This window comes from Paenibacillus sp. FSL H3-0469 (assembly GCF_038051945.1).
Lineage (GTDB): Bacteria > Bacillota > Bacilli > Paenibacillales > Paenibacillaceae > Paenibacillus_AQ.
This window is the reverse complement of the sequence record NZ_CP150302.1, coordinates 4312931-4329101: the sequence shown is the minus strand read 5'-3', so window position 1 is coordinate 4329101 and position 16171 is coordinate 4312931. Positions and strand designations below refer to the sequence as shown.

General features: G+C 51.0%; 19 protein-coding genes. 13 read left to right on the top strand and 6 right to left on the bottom strand.

Going from position 1 to position 16171, the window contains the following annotated elements; genetic code table 11:
• Window positions 1–3: 3 nt before the first annotated feature.
• Together NSS83_RS19005 and NSS83_RS19000 are read left to right on the top strand one after the other, a co-directional pair.
• Window positions 4–699 (top strand): ABC transporter ATP-binding protein, encoded by a 696-nt coding sequence (locus NSS83_RS19005; RefSeq protein WP_341185172.1) that lies wholly within the window; start codon window positions 4–6, stop codon window positions 697–699.
• Window positions 700–814: 115 nt separating this feature from the next.
• The gene (locus NSS83_RS19000) at window positions 815–1246 is read left to right on the top strand and encodes a hypothetical protein (RefSeq protein WP_341346269.1); all 432 of its coding nucleotides are present in this window, start codon (window positions 815–817) and stop codon (window positions 1244–1246) included.
• A gap of 43 nt (window positions 1247–1289) precedes the next feature.
• Here the strand turns inward: NSS83_RS19000 and NSS83_RS18995 are convergent, their stop codons facing one another.
• On the bottom strand, window positions 1290–1652 hold the full coding sequence (locus NSS83_RS18995; RefSeq protein ID WP_341183281.1) for a helix-turn-helix domain-containing protein: 363 nt from the start codon (window positions 1650–1652) through the stop codon (window positions 1290–1292).
• 191 nt (window positions 1653–1843) lie between these two features.
• Between NSS83_RS18995 and NSS83_RS18990 the strand changes: the two genes are divergently transcribed.
• The 3 genes from NSS83_RS18990 (at window position 1844) to NSS83_RS18980 (ending at window position 4099) form a co-directional block, all read left to right on the top strand.
• The gene (locus NSS83_RS18990) at window positions 1844–2212 is read left to right on the top strand and encodes a DoxX family protein (RefSeq protein WP_341183282.1); all 369 of its coding nucleotides are present in this window, start codon (window positions 1844–1846) and stop codon (window positions 2210–2212) included.
• A 320-nt stretch (window positions 2213–2532) separates the two neighbouring features.
• The gene (locus tag NSS83_RS18985; RefSeq protein ID WP_341183283.1) at window positions 2533–3528 is read left to right on the top strand and encodes a zinc-binding dehydrogenase; all 996 of its coding nucleotides are present in this window, start codon (window positions 2533–2535) and stop codon (window positions 3526–3528) included.
• 166 nt (window positions 3529–3694) lie between these two features.
• Entirely contained in the window at window positions 3695–4099 is a 405-nt protein-coding gene (locus NSS83_RS18980; protein ID WP_341346268.1) for a VOC family protein, read from the top strand.
• Between the two features lie 21 nt (window positions 4100–4120).
• Here NSS83_RS18980 and NSS83_RS18975 read toward each other — a convergent pair whose 3' ends face one another.
• The gene (locus NSS83_RS18975; protein ID WP_341183285.1) at window positions 4121–4963 is read right to left on the bottom strand and encodes an NAD(P)-dependent oxidoreductase; all 843 of its coding nucleotides are present in this window, start codon (window positions 4961–4963) and stop codon (window positions 4121–4123) included.
• Window positions 4964–5079: 116 nt separating this feature from the next.
• Here NSS83_RS18975 and NSS83_RS18970 point away from each other — a divergent pair, with 116 nt between their 5' ends.
• From NSS83_RS18970 to NSS83_RS18945, 6 genes are all read left to right on the top strand, one after another.
• Window positions 5080–5907, top strand: a complete 828-nt coding sequence (locus tag NSS83_RS18970; RefSeq protein ID WP_341346267.1) for a helix-turn-helix transcriptional regulator — start codon at window positions 5080–5082, stop codon at window positions 5905–5907.
• A gap of 210 nt (window positions 5908–6117) precedes the next feature.
• A complete protein-coding gene (locus NSS83_RS18965) occupies window positions 6118–7248 on the top strand; it encodes an IS4 family transposase (RefSeq protein ID WP_341182832.1) in 1131 nt (376 codons plus the stop codon).
• A 315-nt stretch (window positions 7249–7563) separates the two neighbouring features.
• A complete protein-coding gene (locus tag NSS83_RS18960) occupies window positions 7564–8031 on the top strand; it encodes a hypothetical protein (protein ID WP_341346266.1) in 468 nt (155 codons plus the stop codon).
• A gap of 68 nt (window positions 8032–8099) precedes the next feature.
• Window positions 8100–9068, top strand: coding sequence for a helix-turn-helix transcriptional regulator (locus NSS83_RS18955; protein WP_341183288.1), 969 nt, complete (start codon window positions 8100–8102; stop codon window positions 9066–9068).
• A gap of 155 nt (window positions 9069–9223) precedes the next feature.
• Complete coding sequence (locus NSS83_RS18950) at window positions 9224–10429, top strand: hypothetical protein (RefSeq protein ID WP_341183289.1); 1206 nt, start codon at window positions 9224–9226, stop codon at window positions 10427–10429.
• A gap of 89 nt (window positions 10430–10518) precedes the next feature.
• Window positions 10519–11022, top strand: coding sequence for an SMI1/KNR4 family protein (locus NSS83_RS18945; RefSeq protein ID WP_341346265.1), 504 nt, complete (start codon window positions 10519–10521; stop codon window positions 11020–11022).
• 362 nt (window positions 11023–11384) lie between these two features.
• On the opposite strand, the gene NSS83_RS18940 is transcribed toward NSS83_RS18945, so the two are convergent.
• Both NSS83_RS18940 and NSS83_RS18935 read right to left on the bottom strand, forming a co-directional pair.
• On the bottom strand, window positions 11385–11642 hold the full coding sequence (locus tag NSS83_RS18940; protein WP_341346264.1) for a helix-turn-helix transcriptional regulator: 258 nt from the start codon (window positions 11640–11642) through the stop codon (window positions 11385–11387).
• Between the two features lie 27 nt (window positions 11643–11669).
• Window positions 11670–12524: a LysR family transcriptional regulator gene (locus NSS83_RS18935; RefSeq protein ID WP_341346263.1), complete on the bottom strand. Its 855-nt coding sequence runs from the start codon at window positions 12522–12524 to the stop codon at window positions 11670–11672.
• A gap of 139 nt (window positions 12525–12663) precedes the next feature.
• On the opposite strand from NSS83_RS18935, the gene NSS83_RS18930 reads away from it, so the two are divergent.
• Window positions 12664–13506 carry a hypothetical protein gene (locus NSS83_RS18930; protein ID WP_341183292.1) on the top strand — a complete coding sequence of 281 codons (843 nt, stop codon included), beginning with the start codon at window positions 12664–12666 and terminating at the stop codon, window positions 13504–13506.
• Window positions 13507–13531: 25 nt separating this feature from the next.
• Complete coding sequence (locus NSS83_RS18925) at window positions 13532–14674, top strand: hypothetical protein (RefSeq protein ID WP_341346262.1); 1143 nt, start codon at window positions 13532–13534, stop codon at window positions 14672–14674.
• A 29-nt stretch (window positions 14675–14703) separates the two neighbouring features.
• Here the strand turns inward: NSS83_RS18925 and NSS83_RS18920 are convergent, their stop codons facing one another.
• Window positions 14704–14973 (bottom strand): hypothetical protein, encoded by a 270-nt coding sequence (locus NSS83_RS18920; RefSeq protein WP_341183294.1) that lies wholly within the window; start codon window positions 14971–14973, stop codon window positions 14704–14706.
• Between the two features lie 33 nt (window positions 14974–15006).
• A complete protein-coding gene (locus NSS83_RS18915; RefSeq protein WP_341346261.1) occupies window positions 15007–16008 on the bottom strand; it encodes a PocR ligand-binding domain-containing protein in 1002 nt (333 codons plus the stop codon).
• Between the last annotated feature and the right edge of the window lie 163 nt (window positions 16009–16171).

Genomic DNA, 16171 nt, shown 5'->3' with positions numbered 1-16171 from the left:
ACAATGACTAAGGGATTACACATGAGTGAAGTCACGAAGTATTATGCTGAAGGAAGCAACCGGATCGCAGCACTTGATCATGTGTCTATATCCGTGGAGCCGGGTGAGTTCGTAGCTGTAGTCGGACCGTCGGGTTCAGGGAAAAGCACATTCTTGTCTATTGCCGGAGCACTGCTGAAAGCTTCGGAGGGGGAGGCTAAGCTGAATGGACATGCTATTGCTAAGCTTACGGCACAGGAACTTGCGGATCTAAGGCTGAAAGAAGTCGGATTCATTATGCAATCATCAAATCTGGTTCCTTATCTAAGTGTGCTGGACCAATTGCTCATCGTAAAAAAGATGTCAGGGAAGGTGAACAAAGAAGACAAAGCCTTCGCCGTTAAACTGCTGGAAGAGCTGGGCCTGGGCTCGAAGCTGAACAGCTTCCCGGAAGAATTGTCAGGCGGTGAGAAGCAGCGGACAGCAATTGCCCGTGCGCTCATCAATAATCCCGGCATCATTCTGGCAGATGAACCGACAGCAAGTCTTGATACCAAGCGTGCCCATGAAGTGGTCTCCCTGATTGCCCATGAGGTGAGAACACGCCGCAAAGCAGCGATTATGGTCACACATGACGAGCGCATGCTTGAATATTGCGATAAGGTGTACCGGATGCAGGACGGGAGATTAACTGTAGCAGGACTGGAGTCCATCGTATAATACCAAGTCAACGGGGAGGGTGTTCGCCATATCCAATGATTGCAGCAAAGCAAATGAGCTTTCCCTCGATATCCGCAGGACTGTCATCTTAGATGCGTATACCAGGGTGTGGCAGATGCCGGAGAACTGGATCACTTTAATGAAGCCCGGGACAGTCCGGATCGAGATTTATTTTTTTCCGGCGGCGGAGGAGAAGGGGGTCGCGAGATTTGCGACAGCCGGGTTATCCGCGAATCACCTGTCCAGTGGACAAGCGCGGGGTACAGAATGGATGATGGCTATGCCGGGCGACTTAGGCGGAGAGACGCTGGAGCGGATTTTTGCCTATCTATGCGAGCTCATCGCCCATCATCTGGAGGCTGCCCCTGATTCCCCGATACCCAGAATGATGGATGAGAGCCGGCTTACGCCGGCCTGCTGGCCACCCCACGCTCTCCTGCGGGGGAAGCAGATGGCGGAAAGTGAAGAGCTGGAGGAGATCCAGATCGGAGATGAGGTCATCCGCATCCTCTGGTGGTATCATTCAAGGGGCATGAGGTTTCATTGAGCATCTATCCGAGATCCCGCGATCATATGGAGATTTCGGAATGTTAGTGGTGCTGGTCCGTTTCCGGTTCATTGACACGTTCTGCGCCGTATAACTGGTTCAGATGCTCGATATGCGTGACTCCCCAATCGTTCATGGCCTGCATAATGCCTGACAAGCTTCGCCCGTATTCCGTGATGGAATACTCCACCTTCGGCGGGATCTGGTGGTAAATCTCACGGTGGACAATATTGTGGTATTCCAGCTCACGCAATTGTTGTGTGAGCATTTTTTTGGTGATCTCAGGAATGGCCCGCTGCAATTCGCTGAATCTCATGGTGCCGTTAGAGAACAAGCGCAGCAGAATGACAGGCTTCCATTTCCCCACGAAGATTTCTAATGCGGACTCGAATTTACAGTAGGTCATGCCGCTGCCCCCTTGATTCACGTAAGGTATCTTTTAGGTAACTAGGTTTAGTTAAAGTGTCTACTTTTCATATGAAACCCTTCATATTATTATGCAGCTAAGGTTTCTGTAGCGCAAGAAGAACTGCCTTCCCGGGTGGATGGGGCGCGGATGGTGCTTGCGTGCACATATGAGAGGGAGTGACACTGTATATGAATATTGTGCTATGGGTTTTACAAATTGTTCTAGGCGCGGGGTTCTTGTATTCAGGCTGGCTCAAGGCCTTTCAGCTGGACTCGGCCCGGGCGGCCTGGAGCTGGGTGAATGATGTTCCGCAGGGGTTGGTTATGGGAATCGGCATCGCTGAATTGCTGGGTGTTTTAGGGTTGATTTTACCGATGGCACTCCGAATACTACCGCAGCTCACTCCGATCGCCGCTATTGGTCTGGCTGCCGCCGCGGGTTCCGGTTTGGTCTTCCATCTACTTCGGGGCGAATCTAATGTATGGATCAACATCATCTTTATACTGCTGGCGGTCATCATTGCTGCCGGTCGTTTCCGGCTCTTGCAGGGAGGCTAAGCCCCGTCCCTTGACCACGCTGGGTGGAATTAGGGCAATCTTAATGAATCTGTTGACCCGGAGAACAGACAGTATGCTGTATTATGCGGAACCGGCCATAACGGACGGACCCCGGGCTGGCTGGATCGGCGGACCAGCCCTTTTTGATCAAAATGGGCGGAACTCCGAGACCTTGCTTCGAGAGGGCGCCAGCTATCCTTTCGGATATTACAGCTATCATTATGAATGATACTCACCTTCTCTTCTAATCATTTTACCTAACCGCTGTAACAGCCTACACTTTGTATGAAGCCACTACAGCGTAATAGGAGGATATGAAGATGAAGGCAATCACACTTGGACCGCAGGGTCTGCAGTATATGGAGCATCCGGACAAGCGTCCTGAACAGGGGCAGGTCAAGGTAAGGTTAAAGACCGCCGGACTCAATCACCGGGATTTGTTCATTATCGCTGCTGCTTCTGCTATAGAAGGTGATTCTGACCCGATTGATCCTTGCGTGCTGGGTTCAGACGGGGCGGGCGTTATTGAAGAGACGGGTGAAGGGGTAACCGGCTTGGTTCGGGGGATGGAAGTCATCATTAATCCATGTCTCGGCTGGGATCGGGCGGATGAGGTGCCTGTGGTTCCTGACATATTAGGGTACCCTGCAGACGGGACTTTTGCGGAATATGTGATTGTGCCTGCGCAGAATGTTATGCCAAAGCCAGCGTATCTGTCCTGGGAGGAAGCAGGTGTGTTACCCTTAGCGGCACTCACAGCGTACCGGGCGTTATTTACCAGAGGGAACCTGAAGCGGGGTGAGCATGTGCTGATTCCTGGCATTGGCGGCGGGGTGGCTACGTTTGCTGCTCTAATGGCGGCAGCGGCTGGGGCGCAGGTCACGGTTACGTCCAGAAGTGAAGCGAAGCGTGCTGAGGCTCTTCAATTACCTGTTACACAGGTTATAGATAGCAACACCCGTTGGCGGAAGGAAATCGGGGACCACCCTGTGGACCTGATCCTGGATAGCGTAGGTCCAGCCACATTCGGGCAATACTTCGAGGTCATCAAGCCTAATGGTAAAATCGTCATGTTCGGCGCAAGCTCAGGCGATGATCTCACCATTCCGGCCAGAGCGATATTCTTCCCGCAGCTTCAGGTGCTTGGAACGTCTATGGGCAGCCATGAAGAGTTCACCGCTATGCTTCAGTTCATGGAGCAGCATCAGATTCACCCTATCATGGATAGCGTGTATTCCTTAGCGGAGGCCCCGCTTGCCCTTCAGCGGATGGAGCGTGCGGAGCAGCTGGGGAACATTGCCTTGAGAATAGGCTAAGGATAGAAGGCAGGATATACAAACGCTACTGACTTGGGCCCTATGGCCTTTGCGCCAGCCGAATGTAATCGGTTTTTCGATTACAATAAAAACGCTACTGACATAACGTTGTCAGTAGCGTTTTTGTATCATTGGACATGTAAACATTCAAGAGAGGATGAATCTTATGAATTTCGCTTCGATACGTATCATTACTGACGACATTGATCGTCTGGTTGATTTCTATGAGCAAGTGACAGGGGTGACAGCAGAGCGGCCCGCACCGGTATTTGCCGAATTCGTCATGCCTTCATGTACCCTGGCCATCGGCCACTCCAAGACAGCGCAGCTATTCGGTGCTGATTCTGTAGTAGCGGCCAGTAACCGCACAGTCATTATGGAGTTCCGCGTCGATGATGTCGATGCTGAATATGCGCGCCTTAAGCCGCTTGTCGGGGACTGGGTACAGGAGCCGACCACAATGCCGTGGGGGAACCGGTCGATGCTGTTCCGTGATCCCGACGGCAACCTGGTGAACCTCTTTCAGCCGGTGACGGAGGATGCGGTGAAACGGTTTGTTGGCAGACCCTGACGGAATCTTAAGCGATTCCCCTCATAACGCTCCGGCATCTCTTGCCGTATAGAACGACGGATAGATCGGCCGGTAATTCAGTTCGTCTCTAATCCGTGAGGTATCGACAATCATATCCCAGGGATCATATTCTTGGTGCGTGGCTTCCGGCGAGGACTTGGCCTGATGAAGCTGAAGCATCTCGGCTACGGAGATTGGCGCATCGTCAGCTACATTATAGATTCGTCCATCGATTCCCGGTGTGAAGGCGGCGAGCATCAGAGCTTGGCTGACGTCTGCATGATGGGCCATATGGATGCGTCTAGACGGATTCCATTGGCTGAAATAGGGCAGAGCCTCCGTAATATGGGGGTCGCGCTCACCATAGACGAAGGGAAGCCGTATAATGCGCAGCCCTAAGCCCTGTTCACGGTGGAGAGCCAGCAGTGCTGCTTCAGCCTCCGCTTTGCTCTGGGGATAGGCAAAAGCAGGCCGGAGCTCATCCTCCTCCCGGCTGGGCCGCGAATACTCCCCCGGTCCGTAGACGTGGTTAGTGCTTGCGAATACGAACCTGGGTACAGCCGCATCCAGCGCTGCACGGGCCAAGGCCACAGCGCCGTCAATATTGGCTGTCCGGGTGGTCTGCTCATCTACACCCCGGAACTGGGCGGCCAAGTGCACCACAACGTCATTGCCCCGCAGCGCTTCAAGGTAACTTTCCGGCTGTAGAAGATCACCATCGACACATTCAGCCCCTTGCTGACGAAGCTCCTCCACCCTGGCAGCATCCCTGACCAGCAGCGTAACCTGATGGCCGCGCTGGAGCAGGCGCAGAACCAGTCGGCTTCCTACCTTACCCGTTGCTCCGGTTACAAAAATCTTCATCTTCAGATCCTCCTTAGTTGTTTTAAGTCATAGGAGGAGTATAATGGGACGCGCGAATAGCATCCTTCCTGCCTTTATCGTATGATTGGGAGTGTCAGGATAAGGGGGAAGATTCCATGGAGAACGGATTATCCAGAACGTCATTGGGTGAATTTCTGCGTACGCGCCGGGAGCGCCTTACCCCAGTAGATGTGGGGCTGGTATCCTACGGGCGGCGGCGGATTCCGGGGCTGCGGAGGGAAGAAGTGGCTCAGCTTGCCCATATCGGAACCTCGTGGTACACCTCTCTGGAACAAGGCCGCAGCATCAATCCGTCGGAGGATGTCCTTAATAACATAGCCAAAGCGCTGCGACTAACAGAGGATGAACGCCAGCATCTGCATCTACTGGCCAGACCGGTACAGCAGGATAGGGAAGCGGATCAGCACATTCCTGCGGGCATAGAACGGATGATACAGGTGCTTGGTCCGCACCCGGCTTTTGTGCTGGGGAGATATTGGGATGTGTTGATGTGGAACAAGGCGGCTGAGCTTGTGTTCCGGTTACCTTCGTCTGTGGATACGGAGCTGGAGAGAATTAACTGGATCCGGTATCTTTTAACAGGGGTGGGGGCGAGCGTAGAGAGTTGGGGAACCGGGGTTAAAGTCTTGATTGCCCAGTTCCGGGCGGATTACGCACGCTTCCCTGAGGATGCGAGGTATAAGGAGCTCATAGAAGAGTTCATGCAGAATAGCCAGCTCTTTCGCGAGATCTGGCCGCTTCATGAGGTTCAGGCTGTAGCAGACCACCACAAACGGAGACATGATCCCCGTATCGGCGAGATGGAGTTCGAGCATGTGACCCTGCAGCCTCCAGGCAACCCGGACCTGAAGGTGATGATCTACACAGCTTCAACAGATACAAGTGTGCGGCTGCAGCGTATGCTGGAGACTATGGAGAATTAGCTTTGGGCAACATTTCCAAAACTTCCCTGAGGAATAATATTTTTGGAGAAATCCTGCAAAATGTGCAACAATGTAGTCCAATAGGAGCGGTATATGCCGAAATGTTGCAAGAAGTGTAAGCGTGTTGATTTCCCATAAAAAGGGACAAAAAAGGCCGCCATTTCGGGTAATGGTAAGTACGACCAAACCAAACCGAAATGAGGCGACCTCATGAATAAATATACCCCATTCTTGGCCGTGTTCAAACAAGTATTAACTTCGGAAGAAGTCCAAAAGGTAAGCGGGCAAACCAAGGACTACGAGGATACGGGAACCAAAATGACCGTCGGTGTGTTGTTCGACTACTTTGTCCAAGCCTGCTACCACCAATGGGATGGCTTTCGTCAAAGTGCTCGGGTGGGCTCGAACTACGGTTTGCCCAAGGTTCATTACTCCACCCTTTCGGGCAAAGCCGGTGAAGTGCCTTACGATATCTTCAAGCGTTTGTTTCAAATGCTCGTCCAGAAATGTAACCGGCAAACCCGGCGGCACCTGAATCTGCCTAAAGATCTGCTGCTGATTGACTCTACGACGGTTACGGCAGCCAACTCCCGCATGTCTTGGGCTCCGTATAAAAAATTTAGAGGTGGCATTAAACTGCACGTTGCTTTTTCGCAGGGACAGCATTCACCCGTGAAGGTGGTCGAATCGATTGCCCGGCGTAATGACGCTCCATTTGGAGAAGTCTTGGCCGATAAGGACTACCTTTTAGTTCAGGATCGGGCGTATGGCAAAATCGGTCGATTGGATCAATATGTGCAGCAAGGTCAGTCCTTTGTGATTCGTCTGAAAGACAACCTCCATTTGGTGATGCCGCGAAAGCTTCGGCGACCGGCGGAGGGAGACACCCAAATCGTACGCGATATCACCTGTTATATTGGTCAAGGGAAACACCAATCCGCCCAGCGCCACCGCGTCGTTGAATTTGAAAATGACCGGGGTGAAGTCGTACGTGTCGTGACCGATTTGAGAAAAGAGTCCGCTCAGGTGATTGCTGAAATTTACAAAGCACGATGGGAGATTGAAGTCTTTTTCCGCTGGGTGAAACAGCATTTGAATGTCCCATGTCTATTTGGAACCACCGAAAATGCAGTATATAGCCAATTGTTTGTGGCCCTTACCGCGTATGTGCTTCTGAAATACATTTTTGATGAAATTCATCCGAAGGTACCGGTCTTTGCTAGGCTGACTCTTTGGGAATTTATGCAGTACTGGCGTATATTTAATCTTCCGCTGGAGTGGCAGATTCAGTTGAGTCTGCTCAGGCGTAAAGATCATATAGGTGTTTTTGAAATCCCATAATATAGGTAATCAACACGCCTGCAAGAAGTGCAACAAAGTCAGCCCTAACTTGCTCTCTGCATTGGAATTTGTGCAAATAATGCAACATTGTACCCACATCCAGTAACCTTTATAGAGAAATCCTGCAAAATGTGCAACAATGCTCTATTCAAGCGGCCGGTGAGAGAGATTTAACAAGCCCAGTCCGCTGGGTTCCGCATTCTTGAACCTCCAGCCCAGCCGTATAGGATGGTCTTTACCCTTTTGAAGGGATAACGGAGCGGTTAACAGAAAAGGTATATTAGACAAAAACCAACGAAGCTGAAGGAGAGAGCCATGAGTAACTTAATCCTGAAGCATTGGACGGAGGAGCATGAGCTGCCCGGGATCAGTTGTATGGCTTATGCAGATGGCAGCATTACGATTCTGAATATCGAGACCTGCTACGACCCAAATACCCATGAGCATACCATGAGCTGCCACCCCCTGTGTGATACAACGATTGAGAGCATTGTGAAGTATAATGATGATCCTTGGACCATTGTGGATGCCTGGACGAGTCTGGATTATGAGGGCGGTACAATCTATGGCGGGGACGGGCAGATGGGGAACGAGGGCTTCATTGCCTGCACCGATGCGGGCGGTGGTTTGGTGTGGGCATTTTTCTCGGATGCCACTAATCCTATCAAGCAATTAAGTATTGAAGACCGGACATTAATCGCGCTGAATGAGCATGATGAGCTGAGGATCGAGATCAATCTGGACCATCTTACAGAGATGAAGCTGATCCCATGCCGCAAGTAGAATCAAGAAATGCCTTTTCCAGTATTCTAGAATGAACATAGAGCGGTTGGAACGAGGGGGAGCGGACGGTGTACGAGTGGCACAGGCAGATTCAGACCATTGTCGATGATATGGACCACAGCATCAAGCAGCATAACAGTGAGGCCATAACGCTGCAATCTCTCGCTGACAAGCTGGGCTATTCGGAGTTTCATACGACGAGGAAATTCAAAGAGATATCCGGGATGCAGCTTAGGGATTACCTTCGCCACCGGAAGCTGGCTTTTGCACTGAAGGAGGTGCGGGATAGCGGAAAAAGCATACTGGATATTGCGCTCGACTATGGATTCTCCTCCCATGAAGCCTTTACGCGCGCGTTCAAGGTGACCTACGGTGTTGCCCCAAGCGAGTACCGGAGACACCCGTATCCTGTAGTCCTTCGGACCAAAATCAACCCGTTTGACCGCTACTTTTTCGGACTAGGAGAGGTTGGCATGATTAAATCTACAGAAGAGGTTAAGATTTATTTCGTAACCATTCCCGCGCACAAATTCCTGCACATTAAGAACTACGAGAGCAACGGGTACTGGGATTTCTGGCAGAAGCAGAGCCTGATTCCAGGGCAGGACTGCGAGACCATCAGCGGCTTGCTGGATAGTATCAAGGGGAAGCTGGATGATGACGGCGGAAGCGATACGAACAGCGGCAACGGCCAGATTATGGCCTATATGAATGACCCGGACGGCAGACTCTGCGATTGGGGATTTCCGCGTACAGAGTGTTATGGGGTACGTCTCCCCTATGATTATGAAGGCGAAGTCCCTGCGCAGATGCTGATGGCAGATGTTCCCGAGGCCGAGTATATTGTGTTTGAGCACGGGCCATTCGATTACGAGCAGGAAAACCGCAGTGTCGAGGAACGGATGGAGCAGGCGATGGCCGCTTTTGATTACACGGGCACCGGTTACTGCTTCGATTCCACCCCCGGGCGGATCATCTACTTTTATTTCAACCCGGAGCGTTACTTCAAGTATGTCCGGCCTGTACGGAAGTCATAATTACGGCAAAGCGCCTGCTGCTCTCATAGGGTGGGTGCTTTACTGATTTCATACAGAAGAAGAGTAATGCACTCTACGCATGACATACAGCACTGAGGACATCCATAATTTGTGATTAACTTGTAGGAGTTAATGATGAAAGGGCGATATTTCTTATGGATGTAAAAAGTTCCAATACATACAGCGGCGTAGCGGCTCAGGCGCGAATAAGATTTGCTCGCCCTTTGCTGCTTGCCCTAATCGCTATCCTTCTGATCAGCAGCCTGACAGCTTGCAGCGGCAACTCTTCTGAGAATGAAATAGCAAGTCCATCTGCACAACCAGCCAGTCCATCGGCACCTCCTGCCCAATTGGCCCAGGCAACCCCTGCGGCCACCCCGCTAACGACCAAAGCGACCGGCCAGATTTATCTGTATGGCGAATCCCATGGGGTGGCCAAGATTATGGACAAGGAGTACGAAGCTTGGTCTGATTATTACCACAACAAGGGAATGAGACACCTATTCGTGGAGCAGTCCTATTATGCTGCCGAATACTTGAACCTGTGGATGCAATCAGACAATGACGACATTCTGGAGGAGCTTTATCAGGATTGGGAAGGGACTCAGAGTCACGTTCCCTATACGAAGACCTTTTTTCAGAAAATAAAAAGCGGATGTCCGGATACTATTTTCCACGGAACAGATGTTGGGCATCAAGGGGATACTACCGGCGAGCGCTTCTTGTCTTATCTGGCAGACCATCATCTGAACGGGTCGAAGATGTACATCTTAACGAACGAAGCGATTCAGCAGGGCGAGAGATATTACAGTAGTTATGATAGGGTATACCGGGAGAATAAGATGGCGGAGAATTTCATCCGTGAATTTGAGAAATTGGGTAACGAGAGCATTATGGGGATTTACGGCTCAGCGCACACCGGAGTCAATGAAATGGATCTTTTCACTAAATCTGTTCCTTGTATGGCGAATCAATTACATAAGTACTATGGCCGCAACCTGCATTCGGAGGACATAAGCTGGATGGAGAAAGACATTGAACCTGCCCGGGTGGATCACATCACATTACAGGGCAAGAAGTATGCGGCATCGTATTTTGGCAAGCAGGATTTGAACGGATTCAAGGATTACGCCTTCCGGGAATTTTGGCGGGTGGAGGAGGCTTATGAAGATGTAAGCAAGCTGCCGCTGACAGGTAGTGTTCTTACGTATGATCAATATCCGATGCTGATCGAAAAAGGCCAGGTCTTTGCCATCAGCTATACCAAAACAGACGGTACCACGGAAAGAGAATATCATGTGGCTAACGGTAAGCAGTGGGAGGACAGGGAGGCAACGTGGCAGATCAAGGTAACGGAATGACCTGTTGTATGTAAGCAAACCTGCGGAAATGGTATATTAGTCTAGGAGTTTCCATTTCTTAAGCAGATGGGCAGGTGTAACATTTGGACATGAATAATGGAAAAGGGAAAGCTCATGTTGTGGAATTTATGACTTGGGCGGAGGAGAAGGGCTGGGAGATAAGGAGGAAGTCCGGTTCTCAGCTACATTTAGATAACGGCATTACTTCCCGATATACAGGACTACCTGATGGGTATCTAGAATTTCTAAAGGTGGTTGAGACGTGCGTTGCACCGGATGAGCAAACCTGGTTTATTGGTGAGGCTGAGTTCAATCATAGCGCGGAAACTGAGTTCCGGTGGAATGAATTCGAACTGCTTAGTTTGGAGGCCGCAGCGGGTGATTCAGCTTGGCAGTCAGAGATCACGGCCTGGTGGGATCATCACTTGCCGATCGTAATGTCTGTGGAGGATGGTTATTCCTTCTATGCCATTGCAACGGATAGCGGGGCTATTGTTCATGGATGTGAGCCTGAATTCGAAGAGGTTGAGAAGGTGTCCGATTCGTTTGGAGAATTCCTGGCCTGGATGATGTCGAATTCGAAGCAAGGATGAAGGGCTGACTCCCGGATCGGCACTATATGACGGAAAGATGGAAAAGATCAGAACCTGAAAGATTAGGTTCTGATCTTTTTCATTGGATGAGGGTGGAGTGTAGGCAATCAGAATGCATAAGGAGAATAGATGGATTTTGTACACTTGCTAACGAACGAATGGCATATACTCCAGAAATAGTTGGAAAAATAACACCTAAATGTTCAAATTCTCACTAGAAGTGCCAAAACCGGTGGCAGCAGATGCTGGTTTTCCACTTAATTTCCTGTTAGCGTCAGATGTTGAAGAAATAAGCAGCATTTTTCCACTTGTTAGCGGTCGTGGTTGCGGGCCATCTCTATCCTCAGTTGGATTGTGTTCTTTTAATCCTGCTCCCGGCCTTGGTTATATTCTATTTCAACCATTTTAATAAAATCGGAGGGGGCGACTTTTAAACCTCTGCAAAGCTCAAATATTTTGGTAACAGACGGCTCGTTTCGGCCAACTTCGATCATGGAAATATAGGAGCGGTCCACGTTGCATTCGTGAGCAAGGTCCTCTTGGCTCAGGCCTTGTTTGAGTCGTATCGCTTTAACGGTTTTTCCGATAATTTGTTTAAGGGTATTGGTTGTATCGTTCAAGGAAAATACTCCTTTTATGTCCATTATCTATCCCTGCCCCGTCATCTCCATAAACCTACACATTGCACTGGAGAGCACGGCGTTGCTGCGGTAGATCAACCATACCTCAAGCTTCCGGTATTCTTCGGGGAGGCGGTGGGAAGTGATTCGTCCAGCCTCTTCCGCCTTGCGGATGGAGGACTTAGGCAGCAGGGAGACGCCGAGTCCGGCAGATACTCCGTTTAGAATCATTTCCAGCGTGCCGAATTCCCGGATCTGAACCGAATGCATCCCGCTTTCACGCAGGAAGCGCTCCGCTTTAACCCGGTGCGTGCAGCCAACGTCGAAGAACAGCATGGGCTTGTGCAGCAACTCATGCAACTCACTTGTCCCCGGTTCAGCAATGAGCACCAGCTCCTCCTCGTAAGCTGCAACATGCCCAATATCCGGCTGGTCTATGGGCCCATAGACGAAGGCACCATCCAGCTTGTGATTAAGCACCTTGTGCAAAAGGTCATGCGTTTCGCCTGTGATGAGCGACAGATGGACATCGGGGTAGCGGGAATGGTAGCCAGCGATCATGGATGTCAGATGAATAACCGCTGTCGTCTCCATAGAGCCAATCCGCAGCGGGCCGGACGGGTGCTCGGAGTATTGTGTGGATTTTACAGCCTCGTCCATTAGCATAAGTATGGTATTCGCGTATTCCAGCAGGTTCTCGCCCGCAGGCGTTAATGTCATCCCACGGTTAGACCTGTGAAACAGCGGGACCTTCAGCTCGGCCTCCAGGAACTGAATCCGGCTGGTCACATTCGACTGTACATAGTTCAAGGCTTGCGCAGCCTTCGTAATCGTACCCTCACGGGCCACAGCCTGAAAAATCCTCAAATCTCCACTTTCCATTGCGGTGTCACCTTCTGTATATCATAATCTAGGGTAGTACCTTCCGATGCTGATCATTGTACTGAATTCTATCCTTGATGACAAATCCGGCACCCGAAAGGGCCGCCTGGATTAACGATCTCTTACAGGGAGTGAGCAGATGGAGCACCGCAAAATAATGAATGTATTCAACAAAGAGATTCGTACCCTCCAGAAGAAAACCGTATCTGAAGAAGAACTCAAAGAATGGTACACGTTAATTAAAGATAGCATCCAGAACGACATCAAAGACGGATACAAAGAAACCATTGCCAGAAACCTGACGCTTGGAATTGGTGTACATGGCGGAGATTATCCAAAAAATCTGATTCTGAACGGGGATACGGAAGGGTGGAAGTATGTTACCCGGTTTCTGTATTGGGAGGAGTATATTCTGCGGAGACTGTTCAAGTATAAAGAGGTCTCTTCAAGAACGATAGGCTGTATCATAGGAGTAGCCTTGCTATGGGATATGAAGGAGCTGGCACAATTGGCCAGAGATTATTTCCAGATGATATTTGAAAAAGATACGCAGCGGTATGCCCACAAGGAGACGCATCATTTGTTCATGGCGTTGTTACATGACTTATTCGTCACGGAGCAGATCAATCAGGAGCTGTATCCGGTGCTGCCGGAGCAGCATGTGTACCGGAGATTTCTCGATTATTGGTCTACTACGGATGAAGAGCTGCTGCGCAGCCTAATGGGTGAAATCTGCGATTACCATATCTACAGCTCCCTGGATCTTCCCCGTAAATTCGCAGAAATTCTATGTCTGAATTACATCCCTTATGAGGTCCGGCTCATCCAAAAAATAAGACGGGCCCAGGGACTAACCGCCGCTACAGTAGACCATCCCCTGCTGACCACCCCGCTTGCTCAGATTCCTGAAAGCAAAGTAGAGTGGGATCTGGTGAATGATGAGGTGTACCAATACTTATTAAGAAGGGAAGCCGGGAGCTAGAGCTGCTGGCAGAAAGGAGACTCATATGGCATATGACCGGATCGATTGGCATTCCGGGGGAGATTATCCTGCGGATCTGCCGGAAGAGAATGGCGGAATTCATATCGGTATGTTCCTGGCCTGGGCTTTGGGCCACGGAATGGCGGGCGAATTTCACCTTGAGGAGTCGGCGGAGGCGCTGAAGCGGCTGAAGCGGCGTGAGCTCACGGGGCTGGACTACCTGGTGGAGTATTGTGACGGGAAGTTCTGGGATGAGGATCTGAACGAGCTCGGTAATACCTTCGCCGCCGATTATTATGACGGTCAATCGGCGTTCGCTGCTCAGTATGGAAGCTATCTTAATGATTATTGTGAGGTCTTCAACCAATACCCCAGTATCTATCATGTGGAGAACACCTGGGAGAATTATGACCGCCTGCAGCCCTTGCTGGACGAACGTTATGCCCAGTGGGAAGTTTGGTCTGAGGACCCGTCCCACCGTAAGCTCGATCCCAAAGCGCAATTCCTTCAGGCCTGCCAGCAGACCGGGCAGCAGTTCCTCCAGGCAGAGGGCTTCAAATCCAATAAGGCGGGTACGGTATGGAAAAAAACAGCGGCCGACAAGGACACCGTGTTCGAGTTATCCTTCCACCCGGAATCTTACAATACCCGCACCGATGTGCGGATGACGGTGAACCTGCGGATTGCCAGCAAGTCCCTCAAAAAATGGCTTGCCGGACAAACCGGCAGAGGGGACGATACCGTACTGTTGGGCTCGCTGCGCAGGCCGCAGAAATCATCAAGCGCCATCGTCTGGCAGGTCGCTGGCTCACAGCTGGATTCCTCCCTGCTAGAGATCGGTCAGATGATCGGGGAACGTGTCCTACCGCTGTTCGCGCTATTCGCGGACCGTCCCCGCGCACTGGAGCAGCTTGCCGCCTGCGGCGCAGGATTCCCCGGCATCTGTGATGCTGAATCCAGTCCGCTGGCCTATCTGCTGTGCTTCGGCACAGGGGAGCAGGCGCAGCGTTTCTTCACGAATTACTTCAACAGCCGACCTTCGCCTTGGCGCCGGAATATTCATCAGACCTACCAGAAGCTAAGTGAGGGAGAATTCTGGGACTATTCCGCCTATTTCCGTGAGAATGATGTGAAGCTGGCGTTCAGGCACGGTCTGACGCTTCCCTGATACCAGAGACATGCCGGGTGAAGCAGCTGCTACCACACCCCGAAGCCCGGATCATCCTCCCGGATGACCGAATAGATCGCCTCCAGCACAAGGGGGAGGTCTTCTTCCGGGCAGCCCTCGGGCATGGCCTGCGGATGATCAACGGCGGATACGCTGCCGGGATGAAGCTCAATCCCCTGAAGTCCCATCTCGAACCGGAAAGAATCCTTGAACGCCGTCCCGTCATGAACCAGATAAAAGTAGAGATTGTGTATATCCTGCTCTTCAATGATGAGTACACCTTGTTCGTTCAGCTTCATAAGATAACCTCCTGCTCGAATAGTGTACATCTATTATATTCGATTTGTTAGGAGAGAAGCACGGTAGGACAGGGGAGTGGCCGACTCGTATCTCTTGAAGATCTTAATGAAATAACCGGCATCGCAAAAATTCAAGTGATTGCTGATCTCGTTGACGGACCAGTCTGTTGTTGCCAGCAGCTCCTTCGCCCACCCGATCTTCATGCGCGCAACATATAGTGAGAAATTCTCGCCCATCTCCCTGGTGAACAGGCGGCTGAAGTAGCTCGGGCTGATATGGCATAGCTGTGCCAGCGATTTCAGCGAGAAATTCTCCTCCCGGTGGCTTAGCATATAGTCCAAAGCAGGCTGTAGCGTAGGACTTATGCATTCCGTCTTGTATGCGCTTCCCGAAGTGGCCGGAGTCTTGGGAGCCGAGGGCGGCTCTGCGGGCAGAGGCGGCAGCTTAAGCTGGAGCTTAGACTCCTGTGGATTCAAGGCCTCAACCTGCCCGTTCCGCTCCAGCAGCTCATGCTTCAGGATCGATTCCTTGACCACATAGTTGCACAAATGATAGAGCATATCGGCGGTGGCTACTACCTCCTCATAGGTCATGACAGGCAGCAGCTCATACTTGCGGGCCCGGTCCTCCGTCATGGCGTCCTGCTGCGGACGGGATACAATCTGCTCCAGATTCGGGCCGCTTCCCTCCGCCAGCCGGATTTGTCCGGCCATCAGGGCACCGATGTACTGATTATCGACAATGATAGGTATAGCAATGTCGAGAATATCGAAGTGGCAGCGGTAGATATAGGGCCGGCTCAGCCGCACAGCCTCCAGACCTCCGCGCGCGTCACATTTTTGACAATAGGCTGAGAATTCCTTGTCGCTGCGCACGGTCTGGCAGAAGGCCTGACAGCGGCTATGTGCCGTAACCGGCACGCCTTTATAATCGACCATGATGATGGCCATGCGCGTCACAAGGGACAACGATTCCTGAAGCTTGCCCCATTCGTCCATATCAATGATATACTTCAAGTCGAATTTGGATTGCATCCGGTTCACCCTTTCCATCTACAGTCAACATGAGAACAAGATCATTATAATTCAGATGCTGACAACATAATAATACTATTTTGCAGCATATTAATTCGTTTGCTTTGTCCCATGCGCCGCTCTATCCACTTGTCTATAATGGGGACATACGACTAAAGGAGGA

What these genes read in the sequence shown, in the direction of transcription:
- NSS83_RS18965 (WP_341182832.1), top strand. Translation starts at nt 6,118, where the DNA reads ATGAATAAATATACCCCATTCTTGGCCGTGTTCAAACAAGTATTAACT.
- NSS83_RS18960 (WP_341346266.1), top strand. Translation starts at nt 7,564, where the DNA reads ATGAGTAACTTAATCCTGAAGCATTGGACGGAGGAGCATGAGCTGCCC.
- NSS83_RS18920 (WP_341183294.1), bottom strand. Translation starts at nt 14,973, where the DNA reads ATGAAGCTGAACGAACAAGGTGTACTCATCATTGAAGAGCAGGATATA.
- NSS83_RS18925 (WP_341346262.1), top strand. Translation starts at nt 13,532, where the DNA reads ATGGCATATGACCGGATCGATTGGCATTCCGGGGGAGATTATCCTGCG.
- NSS83_RS18935 (WP_341346263.1), bottom strand. Translation starts at nt 12,524, where the DNA reads ATGGAAAGTGGAGATTTGAGGATTTTTCAGGCTGTGGCCCGTGAGGGT.
- NSS83_RS18930 (WP_341183292.1), top strand. Translation starts at nt 12,664, where the DNA reads ATGGAGCACCGCAAAATAATGAATGTATTCAACAAAGAGATTCGTACC.
- NSS83_RS18990 (WP_341183282.1), top strand. Translation starts at nt 1,844, where the DNA reads ATGAATATTGTGCTATGGGTTTTACAAATTGTTCTAGGCGCGGGGTTC.
- NSS83_RS18950 (WP_341183289.1), top strand. Translation starts at nt 9,224, where the DNA reads ATGGATGTAAAAAGTTCCAATACATACAGCGGCGTAGCGGCTCAGGCG.
- NSS83_RS19005 (WP_341185172.1), top strand. Translation starts at nt 4, where the DNA reads ATGACTAAGGGATTACACATGAGTGAAGTCACGAAGTATTATGCTGAA.
- NSS83_RS18915 (WP_341346261.1), bottom strand. Translation starts at nt 16,008, where the DNA reads ATGCAATCCAAATTCGACTTGAAGTATATCATTGATATGGACGAATGG.
- NSS83_RS18945 (WP_341346265.1), top strand. Translation starts at nt 10,519, where the DNA reads ATGAATAATGGAAAAGGGAAAGCTCATGTTGTGGAATTTATGACTTGG.
- NSS83_RS18985 (WP_341183283.1), top strand. Translation starts at nt 2,533, where the DNA reads ATGAAGGCAATCACACTTGGACCGCAGGGTCTGCAGTATATGGAGCAT.
- NSS83_RS18980 (WP_341346268.1), top strand. Translation starts at nt 3,695, where the DNA reads ATGAATTTCGCTTCGATACGTATCATTACTGACGACATTGATCGTCTG.
- NSS83_RS18995 (WP_341183281.1), bottom strand. Translation starts at nt 1,652, where the DNA reads ATGACCTACTGTAAATTCGAGTCCGCATTAGAAATCTTCGTGGGGAAA.
- NSS83_RS19000 (WP_341346269.1), top strand. Translation starts at nt 815, where the DNA reads ATGCCGGAGAACTGGATCACTTTAATGAAGCCCGGGACAGTCCGGATC.
- NSS83_RS18970 (WP_341346267.1), top strand. Translation starts at nt 5,080, where the DNA reads ATGGAGAACGGATTATCCAGAACGTCATTGGGTGAATTTCTGCGTACG.
- NSS83_RS18975 (WP_341183285.1), bottom strand. Translation starts at nt 4,963, where the DNA reads ATGAAGATTTTTGTAACCGGAGCAACGGGTAAGGTAGGAAGCCGACTG.